The sequence below is a fragment of the Nitrobacter sp. TKz-YC01 genome, from assembly GCF_047824785.1.
Lineage (GTDB): Bacteria > Pseudomonadota > Alphaproteobacteria > Rhizobiales > Xanthobacteraceae > Nitrobacter.
Window position 1 is genome coordinate 927,926 of record NZ_CP181167.1, and the last position, 21,098, is coordinate 949,023.

Below are 21,098 nucleotides of genomic sequence, written 5' to 3' on the forward strand. Positions count from 1 at the left end.
ATCCTCACTCGACTGTCTGCCGGACGATCTGCTGGATTTTCAGGATCACGAATTCGGCCGGCTTCAACGGCGCGAAGCCGATCTCGATGTTTACGATCCCCAGATCGATATCGCTTTGTGGAGTCGTGCCGCTGTCGCAGCGGACGAAATAGGCCTGCGCCGGTGTCGTACCCTGGAACGCGCCCTGCCGGAAAAGCTCATGCATGAAGGCGCCGACGTTGAGCCGGATCTGCGACCAGAGCGGCTCATCATTGGGTTCGAACACTACCCATTTGGTGCCACGATAGAGACTTTCCTCGATGAACAGCGTCGTCCGGCGCACCGGCACATATTTCCAGTCGGACGCGATTGCGTCCGCGCCATCCAGGGTTCGTGCGCCCCAGCAAATATTGCTATAGACCGGGAAATTGCGCAGGCAGTTCACGCCGAGGGGATTGAGCGTTCCGTTCTCCAGGTCGGTGAGGAGATAGCCGAGACTGTCCACATTGCGCAGACGCGCGTCGGTACCGGCCGGCGCCTTCCACACGCCTCGCTGCGCATCCGTACGTGCCCAAAGGCCGGCGATGGTGCCGCTGGAGGCCATCAGCCGCGGTCTGTTGCCATTGAGAGTATCAACGATGTTGGTGCGCGGGAAATAGACCACAGCGTTGGGATGACGCAGGCTCTCGTTCTCGGTGAGCCAGGTGTGCATCTGGTCCAGCCGTCGCACCGTGTCGGGAATGTCAACGATGAGCATCGCCCGGCGGCTTTCAACATAAGTCTCGGCAAAGGAGTAGAGAGTTCGTGCCTCGTCTGGGTCGAGATAGGTCGCTTCAGGCATGCACAGGATGTTGAAAAGGTCGATGTCCTCAAGCGCATTGATGCCGGTGCGGTCGATGGCCGATCCTTGGAACACCGACAGCGGGATCGGCCGGAAATTTGTCCCCGCCGCGGGCGGCTGGCCGTCATGGCCGTCCGCCAGAGGAATTTGCTGATCATTTTCCAATGCGCCTTGCCCCGCACTCAGATTGACGGCGTCAGCACCTGCGCCCGTCAGCACGATCCGCGTGGCAGAGTCGAATGGCCGGCCGTTGCGTCCGAGCTGGACCGCGAAGCGGGCGTCGTCATTGACGGTGCTGTTGCCGATCAGCCTGACGGTCGCGCCGCTGAGGATGGGCTTCTGTGCATTCGGCACCGTGCCGTCATCAGCCGCGCGTCGGATCGCAGCCTGGATGAAGGGCAACAGACCCGCATAGGTGGTCGGCGGGGTAGCTCCGCCATAGTCGATCGTGCCCGCAATTGCGCCGCCGCCGATATCGACCGAGAATGTAGCCCCATCCGGCGGTATGGAGGCGGGTATCGGCAGCACATCACTGAGCGTGCCCGTCGATGCCGGCCGGAAGGCCGGATCAAACGGGGCCGGTAAGGCCGACCCCAGTGATGCCTGAACGAGGCGCGAGCCCTGATTGATCACCTCGATCGCGTTGTTGATGACATCGGGCTCCATCGTCAGATTGCGGAATGTCTCGCTTTGCAAGACAAGAGTACGATCGCCATCAACTCGAACCTCACTGATGGTGAGGTTGAACTGGGTCGCCGGATCGGCGGTCTCGTAGCTGACTTCGGCTCGCAGCGCATTGCCCCAGAATCCAGGGTTTTCAGCGGATTCGCCCCGAATTTGCCGGCCGGCCGTCAGCAACAATATGTCCGTGCCGCCGCCCGGATCCGAGGTCAGCATGATCGTGGCGGGACGCGCGTTGGTCGGCGGCGCATCGGTAGCACCCGTCACGGTGTCGGCGAGACGAACTACCCAGGCCTGCGTCCCGCCGTTGAGAAAGAATTGCTGGATCGCGTAGGAGGTCTCGCTGTAGCGGTCGATGCCGCCATATTCGCGTTCGAAGTCGGCCATGCCGAACAGCTGAACCGCCTCGTCGCGCAGACCCCGCTGGAACGAGCCAACGAACGCCGCAATCGAGGTCGCAACGCCGGCCACGGGTCTCACACCGCTTGGAATTTCCTCGATGTAAACGCCAGGAAAAGTTGGGTGAACAGGCATCGCATCCTCCAGGTTATGGAGGTGTCGCCCGCCTACGCGTTAACACACGCTTGGCGAACCGCGCCCCCGACTAGACTGCAGGCCGAAACTCTACAAGCTGTAATGCACACTACTTTCAGCGCGCGATCAGTTTGGCTGCAATGCGTCGCCTTGTCCACAATAACCTTAGCGCTCAAGCTCTGATGGAAGAGGAATCTTCGATTGTCTAGTTCGCAGAGACAGTACCGTATAATCGTTCTATGTTTTCCGAAGGGCTTCTGCAATGGTCGTGAACCGCGCGAAACTCAGATGTCGGTCGAATACTACGATATATATACTAAAATACGACAGTTAGAGATCGGCCGAAGCTGCCGCTGCGGGAGGCGCAACGATCGAAGGTTGCGCAAGTCCATTCATCATCTCCTCAAGACACGATCGCAATATCAGGGACGTCATTGTGGCCGTCCTCCGATTGAAGACGAGAAGAATCTAACTGACTCGCACCGTTCTCGCCGTATTTCTTGCATCATCGAGTCAACCGGTCGCAGATCATCCGGCAATCACCGGACGCCAGCGTTGCTCGGGCGCGCGCCAATCTACACCTTCGATCAGCAGCGACGGCTGTGCCGAGGTCAGCGACAGCGTTTCGCCAGGCGCAATGCTCGGCGGCCACAGAAAGACGCCGTGCTCGAGCCGTTTTGTAAACAGGCGGAAGCCGGTGCCATCCCAATAGATAATCTTGATGAGGTTGGCCCTGGTCCGTCCCCGGAACACGAACAGGTGGCCTGTGAACGGATCCTGGTGCAGGACGCCTTATACTCATCAGTTATGGCTATGATTATCGTCACATGGCCGTGCTCGCCGACCTGACGCGAAGGCGGGTTTTCGAGTTGATCCCGAGAAGCTGGATAACTAACGGAGTCGCGCGAAATTCGCCGCTCCATGTACGACGTCTTCACACTCTGGACGGAGGTCGTGCCTCACGGCGTTCAACAATGCCTGTTCCGGATTCTCGGCATTGAAGACGGCCTCGATGCTGCGAACGCAAAGCGCCACTGACTCATGAGCCAGACTGTAATAAATCTGCTTTGCCTGCCGCCGTGTGGTGACGAGTTCGGCCTTACGGAGTTCCGCGAGTTGCTGGCTGAGCGCAGGCTGTCCGATCCCGGTCGCCGCATCGATTTCCGTCACCGACTTCTCGCCTTCCCGCAGTAGCGACAGGATCATCAATCGTTGAGGCTGAGCGAACTTGCGCAACCTGTCGGCGGCGAAATCTGCCTGCTCGCGCGATTGCCATAAGGCTCTCATGCTGCGCTCCGGCAGAACCAGTTGACATCTTTCTGCGTTTTTTCATCGGCAGGCAGGAGCAGTGGCTGGCCGGGTTGCCAGTTGGCCGGCGCCAACTTCTGGCTCGACGCTGTTGCCTGCAGCGCCGCCACCATCCGCACCATCTCGTCAATCGAACGACCGATCGTTAGCGGATAGTGGGTAATCGCGCGAACGACCCCCTCGGGATCTATGAAATAGGTTGCCCGCACGCTCGCGCTGTTCTCGGCGGCTTCATCGATCATGCCGTAGGCGCGGCCGACCAGCATCGATGGGTCCTCGATCACTGGAAATGGAATCTCCACCGCGAACAGTTCCGTAATCGTCCGGGTCCAGGCGAGGTGCGAATAAAGGCTGTCGACCGAAAGACCCAACAGAGCACAATCCAGCGCGGCGAAGCGGTCCTGCGCCTTGGCCAGCGCGACGAATTCCGTGGTGCATACGGGCGTGAAATCCGCCGGATGCGAGAAGAACACGAGCCACCGACCCCTGTAATCAGAAAGCCGGATCGGACCCTTCGTGGATCGGGCTTCGAAGTCGGGGGCGGCATCTCCCATCCGCAACGGGAAAGGAGAAGGAGTGAGACGAGGCGTCGCATCATCGATCAAAAGAGGCATTCTGGGACCACCTGAGGGTTCCTGTCGAATGGCGATTCAGTCTGAAAACAATTACATAATTATATAACTATGGAAACAGGAATGTCACAAATATCAGTCATACATATATCCGATTGACCTATATCAGTTTCATATTTACAATGTATGAAATATATAATTATGTAATTGGCGGGTGGCGGAGATGGATAATCGCGCCTCCCTCGAGCGCCTCGGTCCCCGCCACGAGAATCGGTGAACAGGCGGAGATCCTGAAAAATCTCCGGCCGCGCGTTGAATCCTGCAATCTGCTCGGCCCGGCCGTTGAGGATGAGGACTGTCCATGCCCGCCTGACCCAGGGAGTCACGCAATGAGCTATCCGATCGATACTCAGGCTAAGCCCGAGGTTGCTCCGTTCTTCGATTCCGGGACCAACACCATCAGCTATGTGGTCAAGGATCCGTCGTCTCCGTCCTGCGCAATTGTCGATTCCGTGATGGACATCGACTACGCCGCTGGCCGCATCAGCTACAAATCGGCGGATCGGATCGTTGAGTATATCCGTCGCAACGAGTTGCAGGTCGATTGGCTCATCGAGACCCACGCGCATGCCGATCACCTCTCGGCTGCGCCGTACATTCAGCAGCAGCTTGGCGGAAAACTCGGAATCGGTGAGCACATCATAACCGTACAGGAGACCTTCGGAAAAATTTTCAACGAAGGAACGGAATTCAGGCGCGACGGCAGCCAGTTCGATCAACTGTTCAAGGATGGCGATACCTACTCGATCGGCGGTATGACCGCGCTTGTCCTGCATACGCCGGGACATACGCCGGCTTGCACGACCCACATCATCGGAGACGCGGCCTTCACCGGCGACACGTTGTTCATGCCTGACGCAGGCACGGCGCGGGCGGACTTTCCGGGAGGCAACGCCCGCACGCTCTATCGCTCCGTTCGGAAACTCCTGGAAACATTGCCGCCCGAAACACGGGTGTTCCTGTGCCACGATTACGGGCCCGACGGCCGGGAAATTCAATGGGAAACGACTGTGCGCGAACAGCGGACGCACAACATCCATGTTCGCGACGGCATCAGCGAGGATAGCTACGTGCAAACGCGCGAAGCCCGCGACAAAACTCTTGCGATGCCGCGCCTCATCATGCCGTCGCTTCAGGTCAATATGCGCGCCGGGCACCTGCCTGAACCGGACGAAAGCGGAAAGACCTTTCTGAAAGTTCCGATCAACACACTCTAAGAGCCGAGCGACAAGTCGAATATCAGCGGGAAGGACAACGCATGGATGCGAAGAAGCTATCTGATGAACTGAGCGTGTCGGCGCAGATCATGCCGCAGGATATGGCCGCGTTGAAGCAGGCCGGTTTCCGTTCGATCATCTGCAACCGGCCTGACGGTGAGGCTGCCGATCAACCGTCGGCCCGGGAACTGGAATCAGCCGCGTCCAGCCTTAGACTCGAATTCGTCCATCAGCCGGTCGTGGCTGGCAAGATGTCGGATGATGACGCCGTAAAGTTCGGGCAGATACTAAAGAACCTGCCGAAGCCGACGCTGGCATTCTGCCGTACGGGAACACGCTCCGTTTCGCTTTGGTGTCTGGCGAATGCGCCCACGCAACCTCTTCCGGCGCTGCTCGGCGCCGCCAAGGCAGCCGGCTATGACATGTCCGGAATCGTGCGGAGGATCGCCAACGGCGGCAGGACCCCGGCGCATCTGGCCGACGCGAGCTATGACGTCGTCATTGTCGGCGGCGGCGCCGCCGGCATCGCCTGTGCGTCAAGTCTGCTGGCGCGCGCGCCCGATCTCGACATCGCCGTCATCGATCCTGCCGACATTCATTACTACCAGCCCGGATGGACCATGGTCGGCGCCGGCATTTTCGACGCAACGTCAACCGTCCATACGATGGCGTCGGTCGTCCCCTCCGGCGTGACCTGGATCAAAGCCGCGGTCACCGCATTCGAGCCGGCTGAGAACGCCGTCATTCTGGAAGGATGTCGCGTCGTAAAGTATAGCCGTCTCGTCGTCTGCCCCGGCCTGAAACTCGATTGGGCCAAGGTCGCCGGGTTGACCGAAACGCTCGGTCGCAACGGCGTGACCTCCAACTATCGCTTCGATCTTGCGCCCTATACCTGGAAACTCGTCCGTTCACTGAAATCAGGAAACGCGATCTTCACGCAGCCGCCGATGCCGATCAAGTGCGCGGGCGCGCCGCAAAAGGCGATGTATCTGTCGGCCGATCATTGGCATCGCCATGGCCATCTCCGCGACATCGATGTCGGATTCTACAATGCGGGCGGCGTGCTGTTCGGCGTTGCCGACTACGTTCCCGCCCTGATGGAGTACGTGAAGAAGTATGATGCGAAGCTGAAGTTCCAGCACAATCTCGTCGCCATCGATGGTCCGGGCAGGAAAGCGTACTTCACCAGAACCTCGGCCGAAGGTCCGGCTGAGACCGTCGAAGTGCGGTTCGACATGATCCATGTAACGCCGCCTCAATGCGCGCCGGACTTCATCCGCGTAAGCCCACTGGCTGACGCAGCTGGATGGGTCAGCGTCGATCAAGGGACCCTGCGTCACAACACATACGAAAATATCTGGTCTCTCGGCGATGTATGTTCCGCCCCGAATGCAAAGACGGCCGCGGCGGCCCGCAAACAGGCGCCGATCGTTGCCGAGAATATCTGCGTCGATCTGGGCCTTCGCACGAAGCAGGCTGTCTATGACGGTTATGGATCGTGTCCGTTAACCGTCGAGCGCGGCAAGATTGTCCTGGCCGAATTCGGATATGGCGGAAAGCTTCTGCCGAGTTTCCCCGCCTTCATTCTGGACGGCAGGAAGCCGACCCGGGCCGCCTGGTGGCTGAAGGAAAGAGTCCTGCCGCCGATCTACTGGCATGCGATGCTCAAGGGCAAGGAGTGGATGGCTGCTCCAGACCTGCGCTGACGGCGCGCGCGCCCATGGTCCACGACATACTCGCGGTCTTGTCCGGGACTCTGGTGGGGTCGTTCTTGGGTTGATCGGCGGGGAAGGTTCTATCCTCGCCGTTCCGCTTCTCGTTTATGGGGTAGGCGTGCCATCAACACATGTGGCCATCGGGACCAGCGCCGTGGCTGTCGCACTGAGCGCCTTATCGAGCCTTATCACCCGTGCCCGCGCCGGCAATGTGCGCTGGCCTTGTGCGCTCGTGTTTGCGGCTTGCGGGATGGTCGGCGCAGGCCTGGGTTCGACGATCGGTAAGTCGTTCGATGGTCGATGGCTGCTCTTCCTGTTCGGACTGCTCATGATCGTCATCGCACTCCTTATGCTTAGGGAGCCGCATGGCCGGATCAATAGGTTGGCCCATCTGGATCCGGACCATTTTCTATCCAATTTCAAATCTCCACAGTCAGCAAGCGAAACCTGCCCGAGGGTAGCGACGCCAGGCTGTTCAGGGCCCGCCGCTACCCGCCTCTCATGTCGGCTTCGATCGTGAGACGCGGTGACGCATTGAACTGTGACCGGTAGACCTGCAGGTTCTCCATGACGCGCTGCACGTAGATGCGAGTCTCCGTGAATGGGATGCGCTCGACCCAATCAACTGCGTCTACGCTAGGGTCACGTGGATCGCCATAGCGTGCGATCCAGTCTTTGACACGCCCGCGTCCGGCGTTATAGCCAACAAAAGCAAGAATGTAATTGTCATCGTACGTGTCAACGAGATGAGCGATCTCTGCAGATCCCAGCTGCAGATTGTAAGCAGGGTCGCTGAGCAGCTGCTTGAGGTCGAACTTGATCCCCAACCGGCGGGCGATTGTGCGGCCGGCGTCCGGCGTCACTTGCATCAAGCCCTTTGCCTTGGCGCCTGACACCGCGCTGGTATTGAAAGCGCTTTCCGCTTTCGCGATCGCGTAGACGAGGCTTGTCTCGGCCTTTGGTCCGATCGAGACATATTTCGGCAGGCCGAAAGCCGGAAAAGCGTATTGATCGAGCGCAAAGCCACGCGCGAGCGCTCTCCTGCCAATAGTCAGCATCGCGCGTGCATCCTTATGCTCCGCTGCCGTCTCGGCGATGAGCGTTAGTATGCCGATGTCACCGACACGGTCGAAATCGACAGCAAACGAAGCCGCGAGATCACGATTGCCGGTTGCATAAAGCAGATCAACCGCGCGGACCAGATCGACTTTGCGCAGGGCGGCGCGCTTGGTGCGGTCCAGCCGGGGTGATCGGCGTACCGCAATCGTGCGCCGGCCAACGCGGGCGTTTGCCAATTGGCCATAGTATGCTGCCGTATACTGTCCCGCTTCGTCGTAGTGTCGGCGTGCCTCGCGGTTATGGCCGGCTGATTCCGCCGTACGCCCGAGCCAATAATAGGCACGAGCAAGCGACGTTGGATGTATCGTGATCCGTGGAATGCGGGCGAAATGCTTCACCGCACGGGTCGGATCGCGGAGGAAACGCAATGCAATCCATCCCGCAGTGAAGGGTTGGTCGACACGGAGACCTTCTCTTGAGGGTGGGGCCGCGTCGCGAGAAATCCGATAAGCGATATGTGACTTGCCCCTGTCGAGCAGCTCACGAACAAGAATACGGCGCTCGATCCACCACGCATCAGGATCGAGAACGGTGTTCCGATCGTGAGGTGTTGACAATATCAAACGGCTGGCTTCGTCGATATGACCGCTGCGCCGAAGCCACTGGGCGCGGGTGAGAAGATAGACGAGATTGCTACGAGCAGACTTTGGCACTGCGTTGAGCAGTGCATGTGCGTTCCTTGCCTTGCTGCTGACGGCGGCTCTTGCCCTTACGAGGGCGATCTCAGCCTCGCCAAGGCGTCTTGCCGCGCGCATCGCTGCGCCAAAGTCGTTCGCATAGAGCCGCATGTCCATGCGCACCCTGTGGTCAGCCATTGTCAGGAGCTGCCCAAATTCCTTGAGCACCTGCGATTCAACCTGGGCTGAGAAACGATCCGCATGCCACGCAGAGCGAGCATATTTCCGGGCAGCCGCGCTCTTGCCATGCGCAATCAATGCGCGCGCCAGCGCTAATTTGCCAAACGCTCCCGATGGTTTCTGCCCGGCGAAAAAGCCTAAAACAACACGAGGCTGTTTTGGTTCAAACCAGAGCTTGGATTCCGCGCATCGCCGGAATCGGTTTACGCTCGGCCAACTGGGATTGGCCTGTACGAACGCAGCGTAACGCGCAAAGCTTGTCGTGTTGTTGCAGGAACGCAAGATCGTCCATTCTACCAGTTTTCTGCCGACAGGGTCGCGGATCTGGCGGCGGCGATCCATCGCCGCTGAGGCGTTGCCACGACCCGCAAGCCGCACGGCTTCCTTGATAGCGTTGAAATCCGCTTTCGACGGCGCGCGCCCCGACGCATAAGTAAGCGCTGCATCGGCTGTTGATGGCGCGACTCTTGACGGAGCAACACCGGCCGGGGATGCAAGCGTCGGCGACACCGACAACAGAAGCTCGTCGATTGCGTCCCGTGGAGTTGGAGCATCGGTCGCATTTGGCCGCGGGCGTGGCGCGGGTGCGTTGTGGCTTGCCGGCAGCCGCCCGGCGATGCGCAGATTTGTCGCAGCGTCACCTCTGCGGACTGTTTCCTTCTGCACGTTGAACGTAGTCGCGACCTCTTGGTCGACAGCCTTCTCCAAGGCTGTGTACTTGCTGGTGTTCGCACGAACAGCATGAGAACTCGTCGCCAAGAGCGTTATGCCGGCAACAAGCGAAAGAGGAGCAAGATATGCGCAGATCCTCGGTATCATCATTCCCGCGCACACACATCACTGAAGGGACGAATCGCTCGCCGAAGATTTTTTCACGAAACTGTTGACGAATCACAAATTCGAATCGAGTTGACACAACAGATCTTAAGATTTTAGACTTCGGCCTTGCCGTACAGGGCGTTCGGAACTTGTCCGGTCTCATCCACATTGCCATTAGTCAAACTCTGCGTCCTGATACGCACTCATTTTAATTTTAACGGTTGATTCCGGGAATATTCGTTGAATCGAAGAAAATTCATCGCTGGTTCCATGGCGGTGCCATTTGTTCTGGCGGGCCAATTGCTATATGCGCGGCAAGAGAATGACACTTCATTTCATTCGAACATGGTCCGCCGGCGTGCGCGCGCGCTTGCAGATGCGCCGTTCAAACCGCAAAGTAAAAGGCTCCCAGACTCGCTAAAAGACATCGATTACGATCAGTATCGCGCTGTCAGGTTTCGTCCGGACCGCGCCTTATGGCGCGGTGAAGGCCTGCCGTTTCAAGTTCAGTTCTTTCATCGTGGGTTTATTTTTAGAGATGTGGTTGAGATCTACGAGGTCAGCGAGGGGCAGGCGCGTCCTATCGTTTACTCTCCCAACCTTTTTGACTTCGGAAAGGTATCACCTCCGCCAGCGGACGAGAATCTGGGCTTCGCGGGTTTCCGGATTCACGCGACGATCAACCGTGCTGATTACCATGATGAGGTGGGCGTCTTTCTGGGCGCGAGCTATTTCCGCGCTGTGGCGAAGGGGCAAACCTACGGATTATCGGCGCGAGGACTATCCCTCAAGACCGGCAACCCGGAAGGTGAGGAGTTTCCAGCCTTTCGCGCGTTCTGGATCGAGAAGCCGCCGAAGTATGGCGACTCGATCGTGGTCCATGCGCTGCTGGATAGCGAGAGCGCTGCGGCAGCCTATCGTTTTACGATCCGGCCGGGCAAGACGACCATCTATGATGTGGAAATGGCTCTCTATCCGCGTGTCGATATCGACCAGGTTGGAATCGGTACGCTGACAAGTATGTTTCTGTTCGACACCAACGATCGGGTTGGTGTCGATGATTTCCGGACTGCCGTACATGATTCCGACGGCCTTGCCATTCGCAATGGGCGGGGTGAGGAGATATGGCGTCCGCTATCGAACCCAAAAGATCTTCAGATCAGCGTTTTTGGCGATGTCAATCCGCGCGGTTTTGGCCTGCTGCAGCGAGAGCGGGATTTCCATCATTACGAGGATATTGAGGCTCGTTTCGAGACCAGGCCGAGTGCGTGGGTAGAGCCGATCGGCAACTCGGGCGAGGGTGCGATCCATTTAATTGAAATCCCAACCAAAGAGGAGATTCACGACAACATCGTCGCGTTCTGGCGGCCGAAGAATCCGATGCGCGCAAAGAGCGAAGTTATTTTCACCTATAGATTGCATTGGGGAGCCGGGAAGGTAAGAACGTCGCCATTGGCGGCTTTCACACGAACGCGAATTGGCGCCGGTCCCGACAATACCCGGCTTTTTGTACTGGACCTCGCGGGCGAGAAGCTCAAGGACATAGACGCTAGCGTTCGTGGCGAGGTGACAACTAACAATGGCGAGCTGCGAAACATCGTGACGCAACTAAACCCGGTCACGGGTGGTTGGCGATTGAGTTTTCAGCTTGATCCGAAGAAAGCGTCGATTGCGGAGTTGCGCGCCCAGTTGTTGCAGGGCGACAATCCAGTTTCGGAAGTCTGGCTCTATCGTTGGACGCAGTGATGTGCGAGGCGAAAGCGGCCCAACATCGATTGTCGCCTGATAGTTTCCTGCCGCCCGAAATGCCCCTGGCGATGCCGGAACAGTCGCTCTGGCGAAAAATCGAAGGATCAGGAGAGCGGCCTACTTCGCTGCGGCATGTTTTTCTGCAGCGCGCCTTCATATTTGTCAGCACGATCGCCATGACGATCGTGGCTGCCAGCGAAATGTATCAGGTGCTGCAGGTTGCCGGCTTGACCATTCTCGAAATGGTTATTCTGGCGCTGTTCATCATGTTGTTCGCGTGGATCGCCTTCTCGTTCGTCAGCACCTTGGTCGGATTCTTTGCGACGATAATTCGATGTGATCGTTCATTGGGGATCGATCCCGCTTCGCCGTTGCCGGTGTTGAAGAGCCGCACTGCCCTTCTGCTTCCGACGTACAACGAACCGCCTCATCGCGTTTTCTCCCGCCTTCAGGCCATTTGCGAATCTGTAGCGGAAACCGGCCAGTTGGAAAAGTTCGAGTTCTTCATTCTCAGCGATACGACGGACCCCGACATCTGGATTGTCGAAGAGGCAGCCTATCTTTCGCTTATTCAGGAGGTTGGCGCCGGCCAGGTTTTCTATCGGCATCGGAAAAAGAACACGGCGCAAAAGTCCGGCAATATATCCGAGTGGGTGACTCGGTTTGGTGGGCGCTATGACCACATGATTGTTCTTGACGCGGACAGCCTGATGGCGGGCGATAGTATTGTCCGGTTGGCCGATGCGATGGAGCGACATCCGAATGTCGGCCTGATTCAGACGTTTCCGGTGCTCGTTAACGGGCGGACGCTCTTTGCGCGCCTGCAGCAGTTCGCGGGACGCATCTACGGGCCGCTCATTGCGAGAGGAGTTGCCTGGTGGCACGGTTCGGAAAGTAATTATTGGGGCCACAATGCGATAATTCGGGTGAGGGCGTTCGCGGACCAGGCCGGTTTGCCGCTGCTTGGCGGCCCCAAGCCGTTCGGGGGACATATTCTCAGCCATGATTTTGTGGAGGCGGCTTTGATGCGCCGTGCGGGCTGGAGCGTCCATCTGGCGCCGGGCTTCATGGGAAGTTTTGAGGAATGCCCGCCGTCACTGACTGACTATGCGGTTCGCGACCGGCGCTGGTGCCAAGGCAACATCCAACATCTCGGAGTGCTGCCAGCGCGCGGACTGCACTGGGTGTCGCGGCTTCATCTCCTGACCGGCATCGGCTCTTACATCACCTCGCCGTTGTGGTTGCTCTTCCTGCTCGTCGGCATTTTGATCTCGTTGCAGGCGCAATTCATCCGTCCGGAATATTTTAGCGAACGATCATTATTTCCCCAGTGGCCGGCGCAGGATCCGGTTCGCGCGCAATGGGTATTCTTCGGCACAATGGCGATCCTGCTTGTCCCGAAGGTTCTGGGATACTTGGTGCTTCTCCGCTCACCGGTCGAGCGCCGCTGCTGCGGCGGCGCGATCCGCTCTTTCGTGAGTGTCATGGTGGAAACTCTGATTTCCGGTTTGATTGCGCCGATTATGATGCTCCTGCAATCCCGCTCGATTCTGGAGATTGCGATGGGGCGTGACTCCGGCTGGCAACCACAACACCGCGATGGCGGGAAGCTGTCTGCCCGCGAATATGTTCGAGCCTATCTCTGGCCGACAGTTCTCGGTCTACTGCTCGCGGTTTGTGCGTATGCCGTTTCGTTTTCTCTCTTTCTATGGATGACGCCGGTTATTGTTGGCTTGCTGTTGGCGATCCCGCTGGCAGCATGGACCGCAAGCCCGCATGCTGGAGCTTGCGTTGGATCTCTCGGCCTGTTGTTGACGCCTGAGAATACGAACCCGCCGAAGGTGCTCAGTCGCTCCGGCGCCCTTGAGTTGTCATCCGCCTATCGAGCGCCTGTCGAAGCGATAACGCTGCTGCAAACCGACGCTGCGGTTCGCGTGGCGCATATGGCTATGATCTCGGAAAATTCGATGCGACGGCGCGGCGAGTATGACGTTGATCGTCTTGTCGGAATGGCCAAAGTGGAGGATAGCTCAAGTTTGGAAGAAGCGATTGAGATGCTGACGCCTCAAGAGAAGTATGCCGTGCTGAATGACGGCATGGTGCTGAAAGCGCTCTTGTCAAAGGCGTGTTCGTGAGATCGCCAAAAAAACCGCTTCGTACGAAAAGAGAGCTTCTCCGTTTCCTCGCTCTTCCTATCGGCCAGCGGTCAAGCGGCGCACGATGAGGTCCTTGCTGCCGAGACACCGATCAGGTGGCCCGTGGATCTGACGGCTACGTTCGTGCGAGTGGCCGACCGCGGAGAAAGGGAGGCGGCGACAGCAGCGGCGATGCCGGCGGTGCTCCGGACTCGACAGACTCAAGCGGTCAGGCGGCTGGGGATTGCCGCAACCCTCGCCGCGGCAGTATGGTTTTGATAGGTAAACCTTCCCATCGCTTCGTAGATCGAGACTACGCGGTCCTCTTCGCTTTCGACAAGCTTGGGATCAGGCTGGCGCATGACGTGGTCAGCTGTCGCCAGCCCGACAGCGTCATCCGGTGTCAATACGATAGCGATCCGGTTGTCCTGTGCGGACGCCAGCAAACCGAAGGCACCGAATAGCGCCAGCAAGGTGGCGGCGGCGACGCGCATGAACCCGAAACGGCGTGATGACCGGCGGGGAGCTTTTGCCTCGGTGCCCATGTCCTCGATATATGGCGCGATGCGCCAACGATAAGGGCAATAACCGGACGTCAATTGTGCTGGGGCAGTAACGATTTTATGCGCGGCGTTGAAACCCGGAGCGCAATCAATGCGAGCTTTAAGGTGAAGTTCTAGGTGAGGTGGCTATGCATTAACTTAAATGCTGCTCGCCAGCTTATGACGTGCTTCACTGGTTCATGTACATAAATAGCCCGCACCACTATCTACTGACTCACGTCTCGACGATTTTAAGAACGCAACTGCCAAGGTGCATTTGCGGAAGGTACCCTGCAATTCAATCTGAACGCGGGCAACTGAGGTGGTGCCGGTTTCTGAGACAGGGGCATAAGGTGGATCGCCCGATGAAAAGGACGATCCGGTATGAAGACACGCAGACGATTTACGGCTGAGTTCAAGGCCAAGGTTGCGCTTGAGGCGATCCGTGGCGAGCGGACGATTTCGGAACTGGCGACAAAGCACCAGCTTCATCCGAACCAGATTACGCAGTGGAAACGGCAGGCCATCGAGAACCTGGCCAAGACGTTCGACGACAAGGCTGCTGATGCGCAGGTCGGCCGGGAAGCCGAGGTGACCAAGCTGCACGCCAAGATTGGCCAGCTTGTCGTTGAGCGGGATTTTTTGGCCAAGGCCTTCGATCGCTGAGCCTGGATCGGAGGAGAATGATGATTGACCCCGATCACAACCGGCTCTCGATCCGCCGCCAGTGCGAACTGGTCTCGATCTCGCGGGCGTCGTTCTACCGACAGCCCGCCGGCGAGACGCCCGAGAACCTCGAACTGATGCGCACCATCGACGAGGCCTTCATGGAGACGCCCTGGTATGGCTCCCGGCAGATGGCCCGGCATCTGCGGCGTCAGGGCTGGTGCGTGGGTCGCAAGCGGGTCCGGCGGCTGATGCGCAAGATCGGTCTGTCGCCGATCTACCAGGCGCCGAGAACCAGCGAGCCGCATCCGCAGCATCGCATCTATCCCTACCTGCTGCGGCACCTGGCGATCGAGCGGCCGGATCACGTTTGGTGTGCCGATGTGACCTATATCCCGATGCGGCGCGGCTTCCTTTACCTCGTGGCCATCATGGACTGGTTCAGCCGCAAGGTCCTGGCCTGGCGGTTGTCGAACACGATGGATGCCGACTTCTGTGTTGCCGCTCTCGAAGAGGCGATCGCCTGCCATGGCAGGCCCGACATCTTCAACACCGACCAAGGCTCGCAGTTCACTAGCTTCGCCTTCACGACGACGCTGAAGGATGCCGGCATCCGCATCTCCATGGACGGGCGCGGCCGCTGGATGGACAACGTCTTCATCGAACGACTGTGGCGCAGCCTCAAATATGAGTGCGTCTTCCTCAGCACATTCGAAACGGGAAGCCAAGCCCGCTGCGGCATCGGCTCCTGGATAGACTATTACAACCGGCGACGCCCGCACTCGACCTTCGCCGGCAGGACGCCCGACGAAGTCCATGCTATGGCGGAAATGACGGAGCAATTGGCGGCGTAGAAACGAACCCGATCCACCTTAGCCAGGCCGCCAAACTGTCTCACCAAGCGGGTCCACCTCATGGCGACGTGACGTTCCGGCCGGAGTGGCGGCTCCGCGGGGTCGATAACTTCGGGGTATCGCAGGCGCTTCGATGATTGTTTCGCTTCCAGAGGCTGAGGGGGGAATCAGACTCCGTTCGGAGACCAGGAATCCGTAGGCTGCGATGCAAAGCGTTGCGTGATGATGGAAGCCCCGCCAGCCTCGCCCTTCGTAGTGGCCAAGACCGACCTCCTGCTTGAGTTCCTGGTAATCGCGTTCGATCCGCCAGCGCAGTTTGGCGCGATCGACAAGAGCCGCGATCGGCGTTTTCTCCGGCATCGTCGAGAGCCAGTATTTGATTGGTTCGGGCTCGCCCTTCGGCCATTCGATCAGCAGCCATTCCTCGGGATAAGGCGTGGCGCGCCAGTAATCCCGATGCGCCGGTCTGACGCGGACTGCAGCGAAGCGCGAGGCAAGCGCGGCGTTCGTTCCCTCGCGCCAGGCGATCGTCTTCCACGAAGCCGGCGGCAGCGTCATCGCCAGCGCCTTCGCCGACAACGGCTTGTGCTCCGGATTCCGGCGCAGCAACGAAGGCGGACGGCCGCGTCCCGTCCATCGCTGCGGCGGCAGCGGCCTTACGCCTGGCGGCCACAGGCTCATCGATGATTGCACGCCCACGACGTAGGCCAGGCCCACTTTCGTCAGCCCCGTGCGGAACGTCGTGTCGACGCCATAACCGGCGTCGGCCAGGACGACGCCCGGTGCGACGCCCTGCGCCTGCGCGGTCCGCACTTGATCAAGCGCGATCTGCGGTTTAGTTCTGAAGACGATGTCGTCGGGCACGCCCGCTTTGGCGCGCCGCGCGGGATCGTCAGCCCAGACCTGCGGCAGATAGAGCCGGTAGGCAATCGGCAGGCTGGCATGATCGTTGGCGACCGACAGGGAAACTGCGATCTGGCAGTTGTCCTGCTTGCCGAGTTGGCCGCAATATTGCCGCGCCACGCCGACCGAATGCACCCCCTTTTTTGGAAAGCCGGTGTCATCAATGATCCAGGCACGAATAGGGCCCGTGACGCTCGATCATCGCCAGCGCATGCGTCCGAACCTTCGCCATCACGGCTTCATCCGACCACCCGGCCTTCGCGACGAAATGATGCAACGATTGATGCGCCGCCTGCACACGGGTTGGTTCGACGCGCGCCGCCATCGGTTCGACGCTCTTGCGCTCGCCCGGTAAGATCAGGCCGGCGCAATAGGCCCGCAACGGTGCCGCACGATCGGAGTGCCCCACCGCCGACGAGAGCATCTCGACAAACGCCGCGAAGCGCGATTCACTCGTTCCTCTATCACGTTCGACATCCACGGCCGCCTCCGAATCGCGGGTGAATCTCGATCATGAATCAAATCGAACATTTATGACACAGTAAGATTAGACAAGGTTGTGTCGATCTTCGACTCTATTACTACGTACATCCAAGTTTATTCGGGGCAGCTGGCGACAGGCACCAACCGAAGCGGTCCTCAACTATTGCGGGCAACCAAATACGGCGTATTATTATTATTGAGTTTCTTAGCGTTCGGTGGAGACCGAACGCAAACTATCATTGGCGGGGTCAAAATCTGTCCGGAGGAAAAATGGCAAAACGAGCAAAGAAGATGGCAAATAGGCGCTCGTCGCGTAAACCTGCGGGCAAACAGCCCCGTGAGCGCGTCACAGCCGATCTCCGCGCTACGGAAGGTCTTAGCGACGATGGTATTCCGGCAGACGATTCAGAAGGGTCAAGCCGCGATCTAAGCGTCATTGAAATCGGCAATCGCGCTTTTTTGGGCCGCGCCACAAAACTCGGAAAGCGACGGCTGGATATTCTTCCGGACATGCCCGACATTCGCGACCGGATTTACATGCCTCATCTACGGGCATTGTATCCCGCGATTTACCCAAGGATCGCTTTCTCCATCCGAGATCAGGGCCTGGATTCAAGTTGCACAGGGTTTTCACTAGCGCACGTCATCGACTTTTTGCGCTTTCACGAAACTAGTGGAGATAGTCCTCAGCGTGTCAGTGCCCGCATGCTGTATGAGATGGCAAAGAAGAACGACGAATGGAGCGGCAGCAACTACGAAGGTTCGAGTATCAGAGGAGCGATAAAGGGGCTGTTTCGCAACGGCGTTTGCAGTGAGGAAACCGCTCCTGACGACCCAGCTGTCCAAAACTGGGCGCTCACATATGAGATGGCGAAAGAGGCTCGCGAGACTCGGCTTGGTGCCTATTTTCGCCTTCAACCGGATCTGAGTGATTACCATGCAGCGTTGAATGAAACAGGTATTATCTATGTGTCGGCACAGATCCATAGTAATTGGACAAATCCGATCAACGCTTACATCGAGCCGGGCGGGAAGTCAGCTGGAGGGCACGCTTTTGCTATCGTCGGCTACGACGAGGCCGGCTTTTGGATTCTAAATTCTTGGGGTCCGTCCTGGGGAAACAATGGGCTCGCCCATTGGTCATATGACGACTGGGCCACCAACGTTATGGACGCATGGATATTACAGCTCGGAGTCCGAGCTCCAAATGCGTTTGGTGTGATAGCCCGCTCGACTTTATCAACCACATCAGGACCGAAAGTTTCGGGCGAACCTGGTCGTGGCGATATCATTGGACATTTCATCAATATCGATGACGGACGGCTTGTCACAGATGGTAAGTATGGGTCACCTTCCGCGGAAGAGATGCAGGAAACGGTCAAGCGCTTAACCTTGCCTCAGTCAAACAAAGGTAAGGGGTACGATCACCTGGTCATTTATGCTCATGGAGGGCTCAATTCGCTCTCCGACGAGGCTAAAAGAATAGCCGCCTGGAAGCGTACTGATATCTTTGGCCGCAATGGGTTGTACAACTTCCATCTCATGTGGGGCTCCGGTTTTATCGATGAAGTGTTCGGCAAGCTATCCGAATCACCAGCGGGCGCTCGAGTTGGCGGACGATTTTCCGACTGGTTATTCGAGGCTGGACTTGGAAAAGAGGCGGGATCGTACGCTTGGCGCAATATGAAGCAGGATGCTCGCGTCGCATTTAGCGGGGGTGACGACTATAATGGCGGAATACGCGGTCTCTCGCCTCTCCTGACCGCACTCGACAAAAGTGCGCTACGTCCGAAATTGCATTTTGTCGGACACAGCGCTGGTGCAATCGTACTGGGAAATCTACTTTCAACATTAAAGACATTCAGACTGAAACAGATCGAGCTGGGCAGCATTCACTTGATGGCGCCGGCCTGCACTGTGGATTTTTTCAACCAGAACTACGGGCCTTATCTCAAAGATCAAGGAGCGCTAAAGCTTAGGGACAAAGTCTATCTTTATAACCTAACGAACGAACTGGAGTTGGAGGATACCGTTTCTGCGGGCTCGAACATTCTGCCAAGCTATAGCCACTCACTTCTTTATCTTGTTTCACGAGCCTACGAAGACAAACCCGGCACCCCACTCGCAGGGATGCAACTCTTTCGAGGGGGGATGCCGACCCATTCGCGATTGGATATTGAATATTCAAGCCCCAAGGGAAAAACTGCATCACGAACGCATGGCGGCTTTGACAACGACGCTTCAACGCTGACAACTGTGATGTCTCGAATCTTAGGCGCTGCCGCGCCAGTTCCACCCAGAAACGATGAACTAATGGGTTATTAAAGTCTGAAGAAATTTTTGTTGGGAAATGCATTGCCGAAATTACGACGAACAGCAGACGCTCACAAGTCATCAGCCGTCAATGTCAAGCATAACTCGTTGGTCAGGCGTGTCATCTGGGAAATTAGCAGACCACCGTGGGATACCTACAATGCGAATTTAGCGGTCAGCTTTGACCTGCGCTGGGCTCTCGGATTTGCGCTTCGCCCAAGGGCCCGCTTTGTCGCTTAATCGACCAAGAGGCAATCTGGAGCTACTCCACTGCCTGATAAAGTCAAGAGCAGACAAGTTGAGCGTCGTGGAAGGCAACGAAGTGGCTCGTGCACATCGCCGAAAGCATCTTGGGCGTCAAAAGTTCCTGATGCGAAGCCGAGGCGCATTTTGCGTTGAGGCAGATGTGGTACGCGAGACCCACCCGCGACAGCTCCGGCAATTAGTCTTAAATTTCACCGTGCTTCAGCGCGGCTCGCCGAGCGTCGGTTGTCAACGCTTACCGAAGTCGCAATCGAAACGATCGCGCGCGGCCGAGCTTCTGACGCCGGACGATGCGCTCGCATCCCGCCCAGCCTTCGCCGCACGTGCCGTGCCACGCCCGGGGTCCTTTGCATTGACGATGTGCTTGCCGACTTTGCCTTTGTGCAGATTGTTGTCTGTCCGTCGTCAGAACATTTGGCCCAGATGGCTGCTTGATTTAGCGGAGTGTGGGCCTCTGGTTGGTGATGTTAAGCGGCGAGCTTGCGGTGTTGCAAGCGCCTGAATTGGATTGTCTGTCGTTTGATCCTTTCGCGTTGTTCGATGATGGCAGAGGCCCTACCGAAGTAGGCGTCGGCCGGCGTGACGTTGCCGAGACTCTCGTGATAGCGGCGATGATTGTAATGTTCGACGAAGGCCTCGATCTGGTGTTCGAGATCGCCGGGCAGGAAGTAGTTTTCCAGCAGGATGCGGTTCTTGAGCGTCTGGTGCCAGCGCTCGATCTTGCCCTGGGTCTGCGGGTGAAGCGGCGCTCCGCGAACATGACTCATACCGTTGGCGCCGATCCATTCAGCGAGTTCGGCCGCGATGTAAGACGGCCCGTTGTCGCTGAGCAGCTTTGGCTTGTGCAGCACCCTGGCGCTGTCGCAGCCTGATGCCGTGAGCGCCAGTTCCAGTGTGTCGGTGACATCCTCGGCCCGCATGGTCGTGCACAGCTTCCAGGCAATGATATAGCGGGAGAAGTCGTCGAGCACGGTCGACAGATAGACCCAGCCCCAGCCGATGATCTTGAAGTAAGTGAAGTCGGTCTGCCACATCTCGTTGGGCCGCGTCGTCTTGTCCTTGAACTCGTCGGCAGCCTTGATCACCACGAATGCCGGGCTGGGGATGAGATCGTGGGCCTTGAGCAGGCGATAGACGGTGGCTTCCGAGACGAAGTAGCGCTTCTCGTCGGTGAATCGCACCGCCAATTCGCACGGCGACAGCTCGGATTGCTCCAGCGCCAATTCGATGATCTGAGCCTGGATATTGTCGCCGATGCGGTTCCAGACCCGGCTCGGCCGGGAAGGACGATCCTCCAACGCTTCGGGCCCGCCTTTAAGGTAGCGGTCATACCAGCGGTAGAAGGTGCGCCGAGCAATGCCGAGCTGATCGAGCGTCTTCTTCGCGGGAAGATGCGACTGCCCAATCATTCTGATGATCTCGAGCTTCTCGGATGCGGGGTATCTCATTCGTCGTCGCCCCCATCCGCGATCATGCTTATGGAATGG

The 21,098-nt window shown here is 58.2% G+C and carries 13 protein-coding genes and 2 pseudogenes; 7 read left to right on the forward strand and 8 right to left on the reverse strand.

All coding sequences use genetic code 11. The features are described from left to right. Positions 1 to 4: 4 nt before the first annotated feature. From ACMYR2_RS04350 to ACMYR2_RS04365, 4 genes are all read right to left on the reverse strand, one after another. Positions 5 to 2,035: a phage tail sheath C-terminal domain-containing protein gene (locus ACMYR2_RS04350; protein WP_347263693.1), complete on the reverse strand. Its 2,031-nt coding sequence runs from the start codon at positions 2,033 to 2,035 to the stop codon at positions 5 to 7. 528 nt (positions 2,036 to 2,563) lie between these two features. Next, positions 2,564 to 2,788 carry an IS66 family insertion sequence element accessory protein TnpB gene (gene tnpB / locus ACMYR2_RS04355; RefSeq protein WP_416193739.1) on the reverse strand — a complete coding sequence of 75 codons (225 nt, stop codon included), beginning with the start codon at positions 2,786 to 2,788 and terminating at the stop codon, positions 2,564 to 2,566. Between the two features lie 138 nt (positions 2,789 to 2,926). Further along, a complete protein-coding gene (locus ACMYR2_RS04360) occupies positions 2,927 to 3,322 on the reverse strand; it encodes a metalloregulator ArsR/SmtB family transcription factor (RefSeq protein ID WP_347263694.1) in 396 nt (131 codons plus the stop codon). Continuing rightward, positions 3,319 to 3,957 (reverse strand): peroxiredoxin, encoded by a 639-nt coding sequence (locus tag ACMYR2_RS04365; RefSeq protein ID WP_347263696.1) that lies wholly within the window; start codon positions 3,955 to 3,957, stop codon positions 3,319 to 3,321. Before ACMYR2_RS04365 ends, ACMYR2_RS04360 begins: the two co-directional genes overlap by 4 nt. Positions 3,958 to 4,304: 347 nt before the next feature. On the opposite strand from ACMYR2_RS04365, the gene ACMYR2_RS04370 reads away from it, so the two are divergent. The 3 genes from ACMYR2_RS04370 to ACMYR2_RS04380 are packed head-to-tail and all read left to right on the forward strand — an operon-like array spanning position 4,305 to position 7,427. After that, entirely contained in the window at positions 4,305 to 5,192 is an 888-nt protein-coding gene (locus tag ACMYR2_RS04370; protein WP_347263697.1) for an MBL fold metallo-hydrolase, read from the forward strand. 41 nt (positions 5,193 to 5,233) lie between these two features. Next, a complete protein-coding gene (locus tag ACMYR2_RS04375; protein WP_347263698.1) occupies positions 5,234 to 6,898 on the forward strand; it encodes a TIGR01244 family sulfur transferase in 1,665 nt (554 codons plus the stop codon). Continuing rightward, positions 6,849 to 7,427, forward strand: a complete 579-nt coding sequence (locus tag ACMYR2_RS04380) for a sulfite exporter TauE/SafE family protein (RefSeq protein ID WP_347263699.1) — start codon at positions 6,849 to 6,851, stop codon at positions 7,425 to 7,427. Before ACMYR2_RS04375 ends, ACMYR2_RS04380 begins: the two co-directional genes overlap by 50 nt. Here the strand turns inward: ACMYR2_RS04380 and ACMYR2_RS04385 are convergent. After that, positions 7,396 to 9,591, reverse strand: coding sequence for a transglycosylase SLT domain-containing protein (locus ACMYR2_RS04385; RefSeq protein WP_416193740.1), 2,196 nt, complete (start codon positions 9,589 to 9,591; stop codon positions 7,396 to 7,398). The two genes, ACMYR2_RS04380 and ACMYR2_RS04385, sit on opposite strands and share 32 nt — an antisense overlap. Positions 9,592 to 9,972: 381 nt before the next feature. Between ACMYR2_RS04385 and ACMYR2_RS04390 the strand changes: the two genes are divergently transcribed. Then, on the forward strand, positions 9,973 to 11,448 hold the full coding sequence (locus ACMYR2_RS04390) for a glucan biosynthesis protein (protein ID WP_416193741.1): 1,476 nt from the start codon (positions 9,973 to 9,975) through the stop codon (positions 11,446 to 11,448). Further along, complete coding sequence (gene mdoH, locus ACMYR2_RS04395; protein ID WP_416193742.1) at positions 11,436 to 13,586, forward strand: glucans biosynthesis glucosyltransferase MdoH; 2,151 nt, start codon at positions 11,436 to 11,438, stop codon at positions 13,584 to 13,586. Before ACMYR2_RS04390 ends, mdoH begins: the two co-directional genes overlap by 13 nt. A 221-nt stretch (positions 13,587 to 13,807) precedes the next feature. On the opposite strand, the gene ACMYR2_RS04400 is transcribed toward mdoH, so the two are convergent. Further along, positions 13,808 to 14,131: a hypothetical protein gene (locus tag ACMYR2_RS04400; RefSeq protein WP_416193743.1), complete on the reverse strand. Its 324-nt coding sequence runs from the start codon at positions 14,129 to 14,131 to the stop codon at positions 13,808 to 13,810. Between the two features lie 381 nt (positions 14,132 to 14,512). Between ACMYR2_RS04400 and ACMYR2_RS04405 the strand changes: the two genes are divergently transcribed. Beyond that, positions 14,513 to 15,648 (forward strand): IS3 family transposase gene (locus ACMYR2_RS04405; protein ID WP_416192834.1). Its coding sequence is split into 2 segments (ribosomal slippage): positions 14,513 to 14,783 and positions 14,783 to 15,648, totalling 1,137 coding nucleotides; the frame shifts between segments, so codons are not numbered across the junction. 18 nt (positions 15,649 to 15,666) lie between these two features. Here the strand turns inward: ACMYR2_RS04405 and ACMYR2_RS04410 are convergent. Beyond that, positions 15,667 to 16,975, reverse strand: a pseudogene (locus ACMYR2_RS04410) (IS701 family transposase). A gap of 329 nt (positions 16,976 to 17,304) precedes the next feature. On the opposite strand from ACMYR2_RS04410, the gene ACMYR2_RS04415 reads away from it, so the two are divergent. After that, on the forward strand, positions 17,305 to 19,359 hold the full coding sequence (locus tag ACMYR2_RS04415; protein WP_416193744.1) for a C1 family peptidase: 2,055 nt from the start codon (positions 17,305 to 17,307) through the stop codon (positions 19,357 to 19,359). Positions 19,360 to 20,078: 719 nt separating this feature from the next. On the opposite strand, the pseudogene ACMYR2_RS04420 reads toward ACMYR2_RS04415, so the two are convergent. Next, positions 20,079 to 21,089, reverse strand: a pseudogene (locus ACMYR2_RS04420) (IS3 family transposase); the annotation flags it as partial. Positions 21,090 to 21,098: the final 9 nt, after the last annotated feature.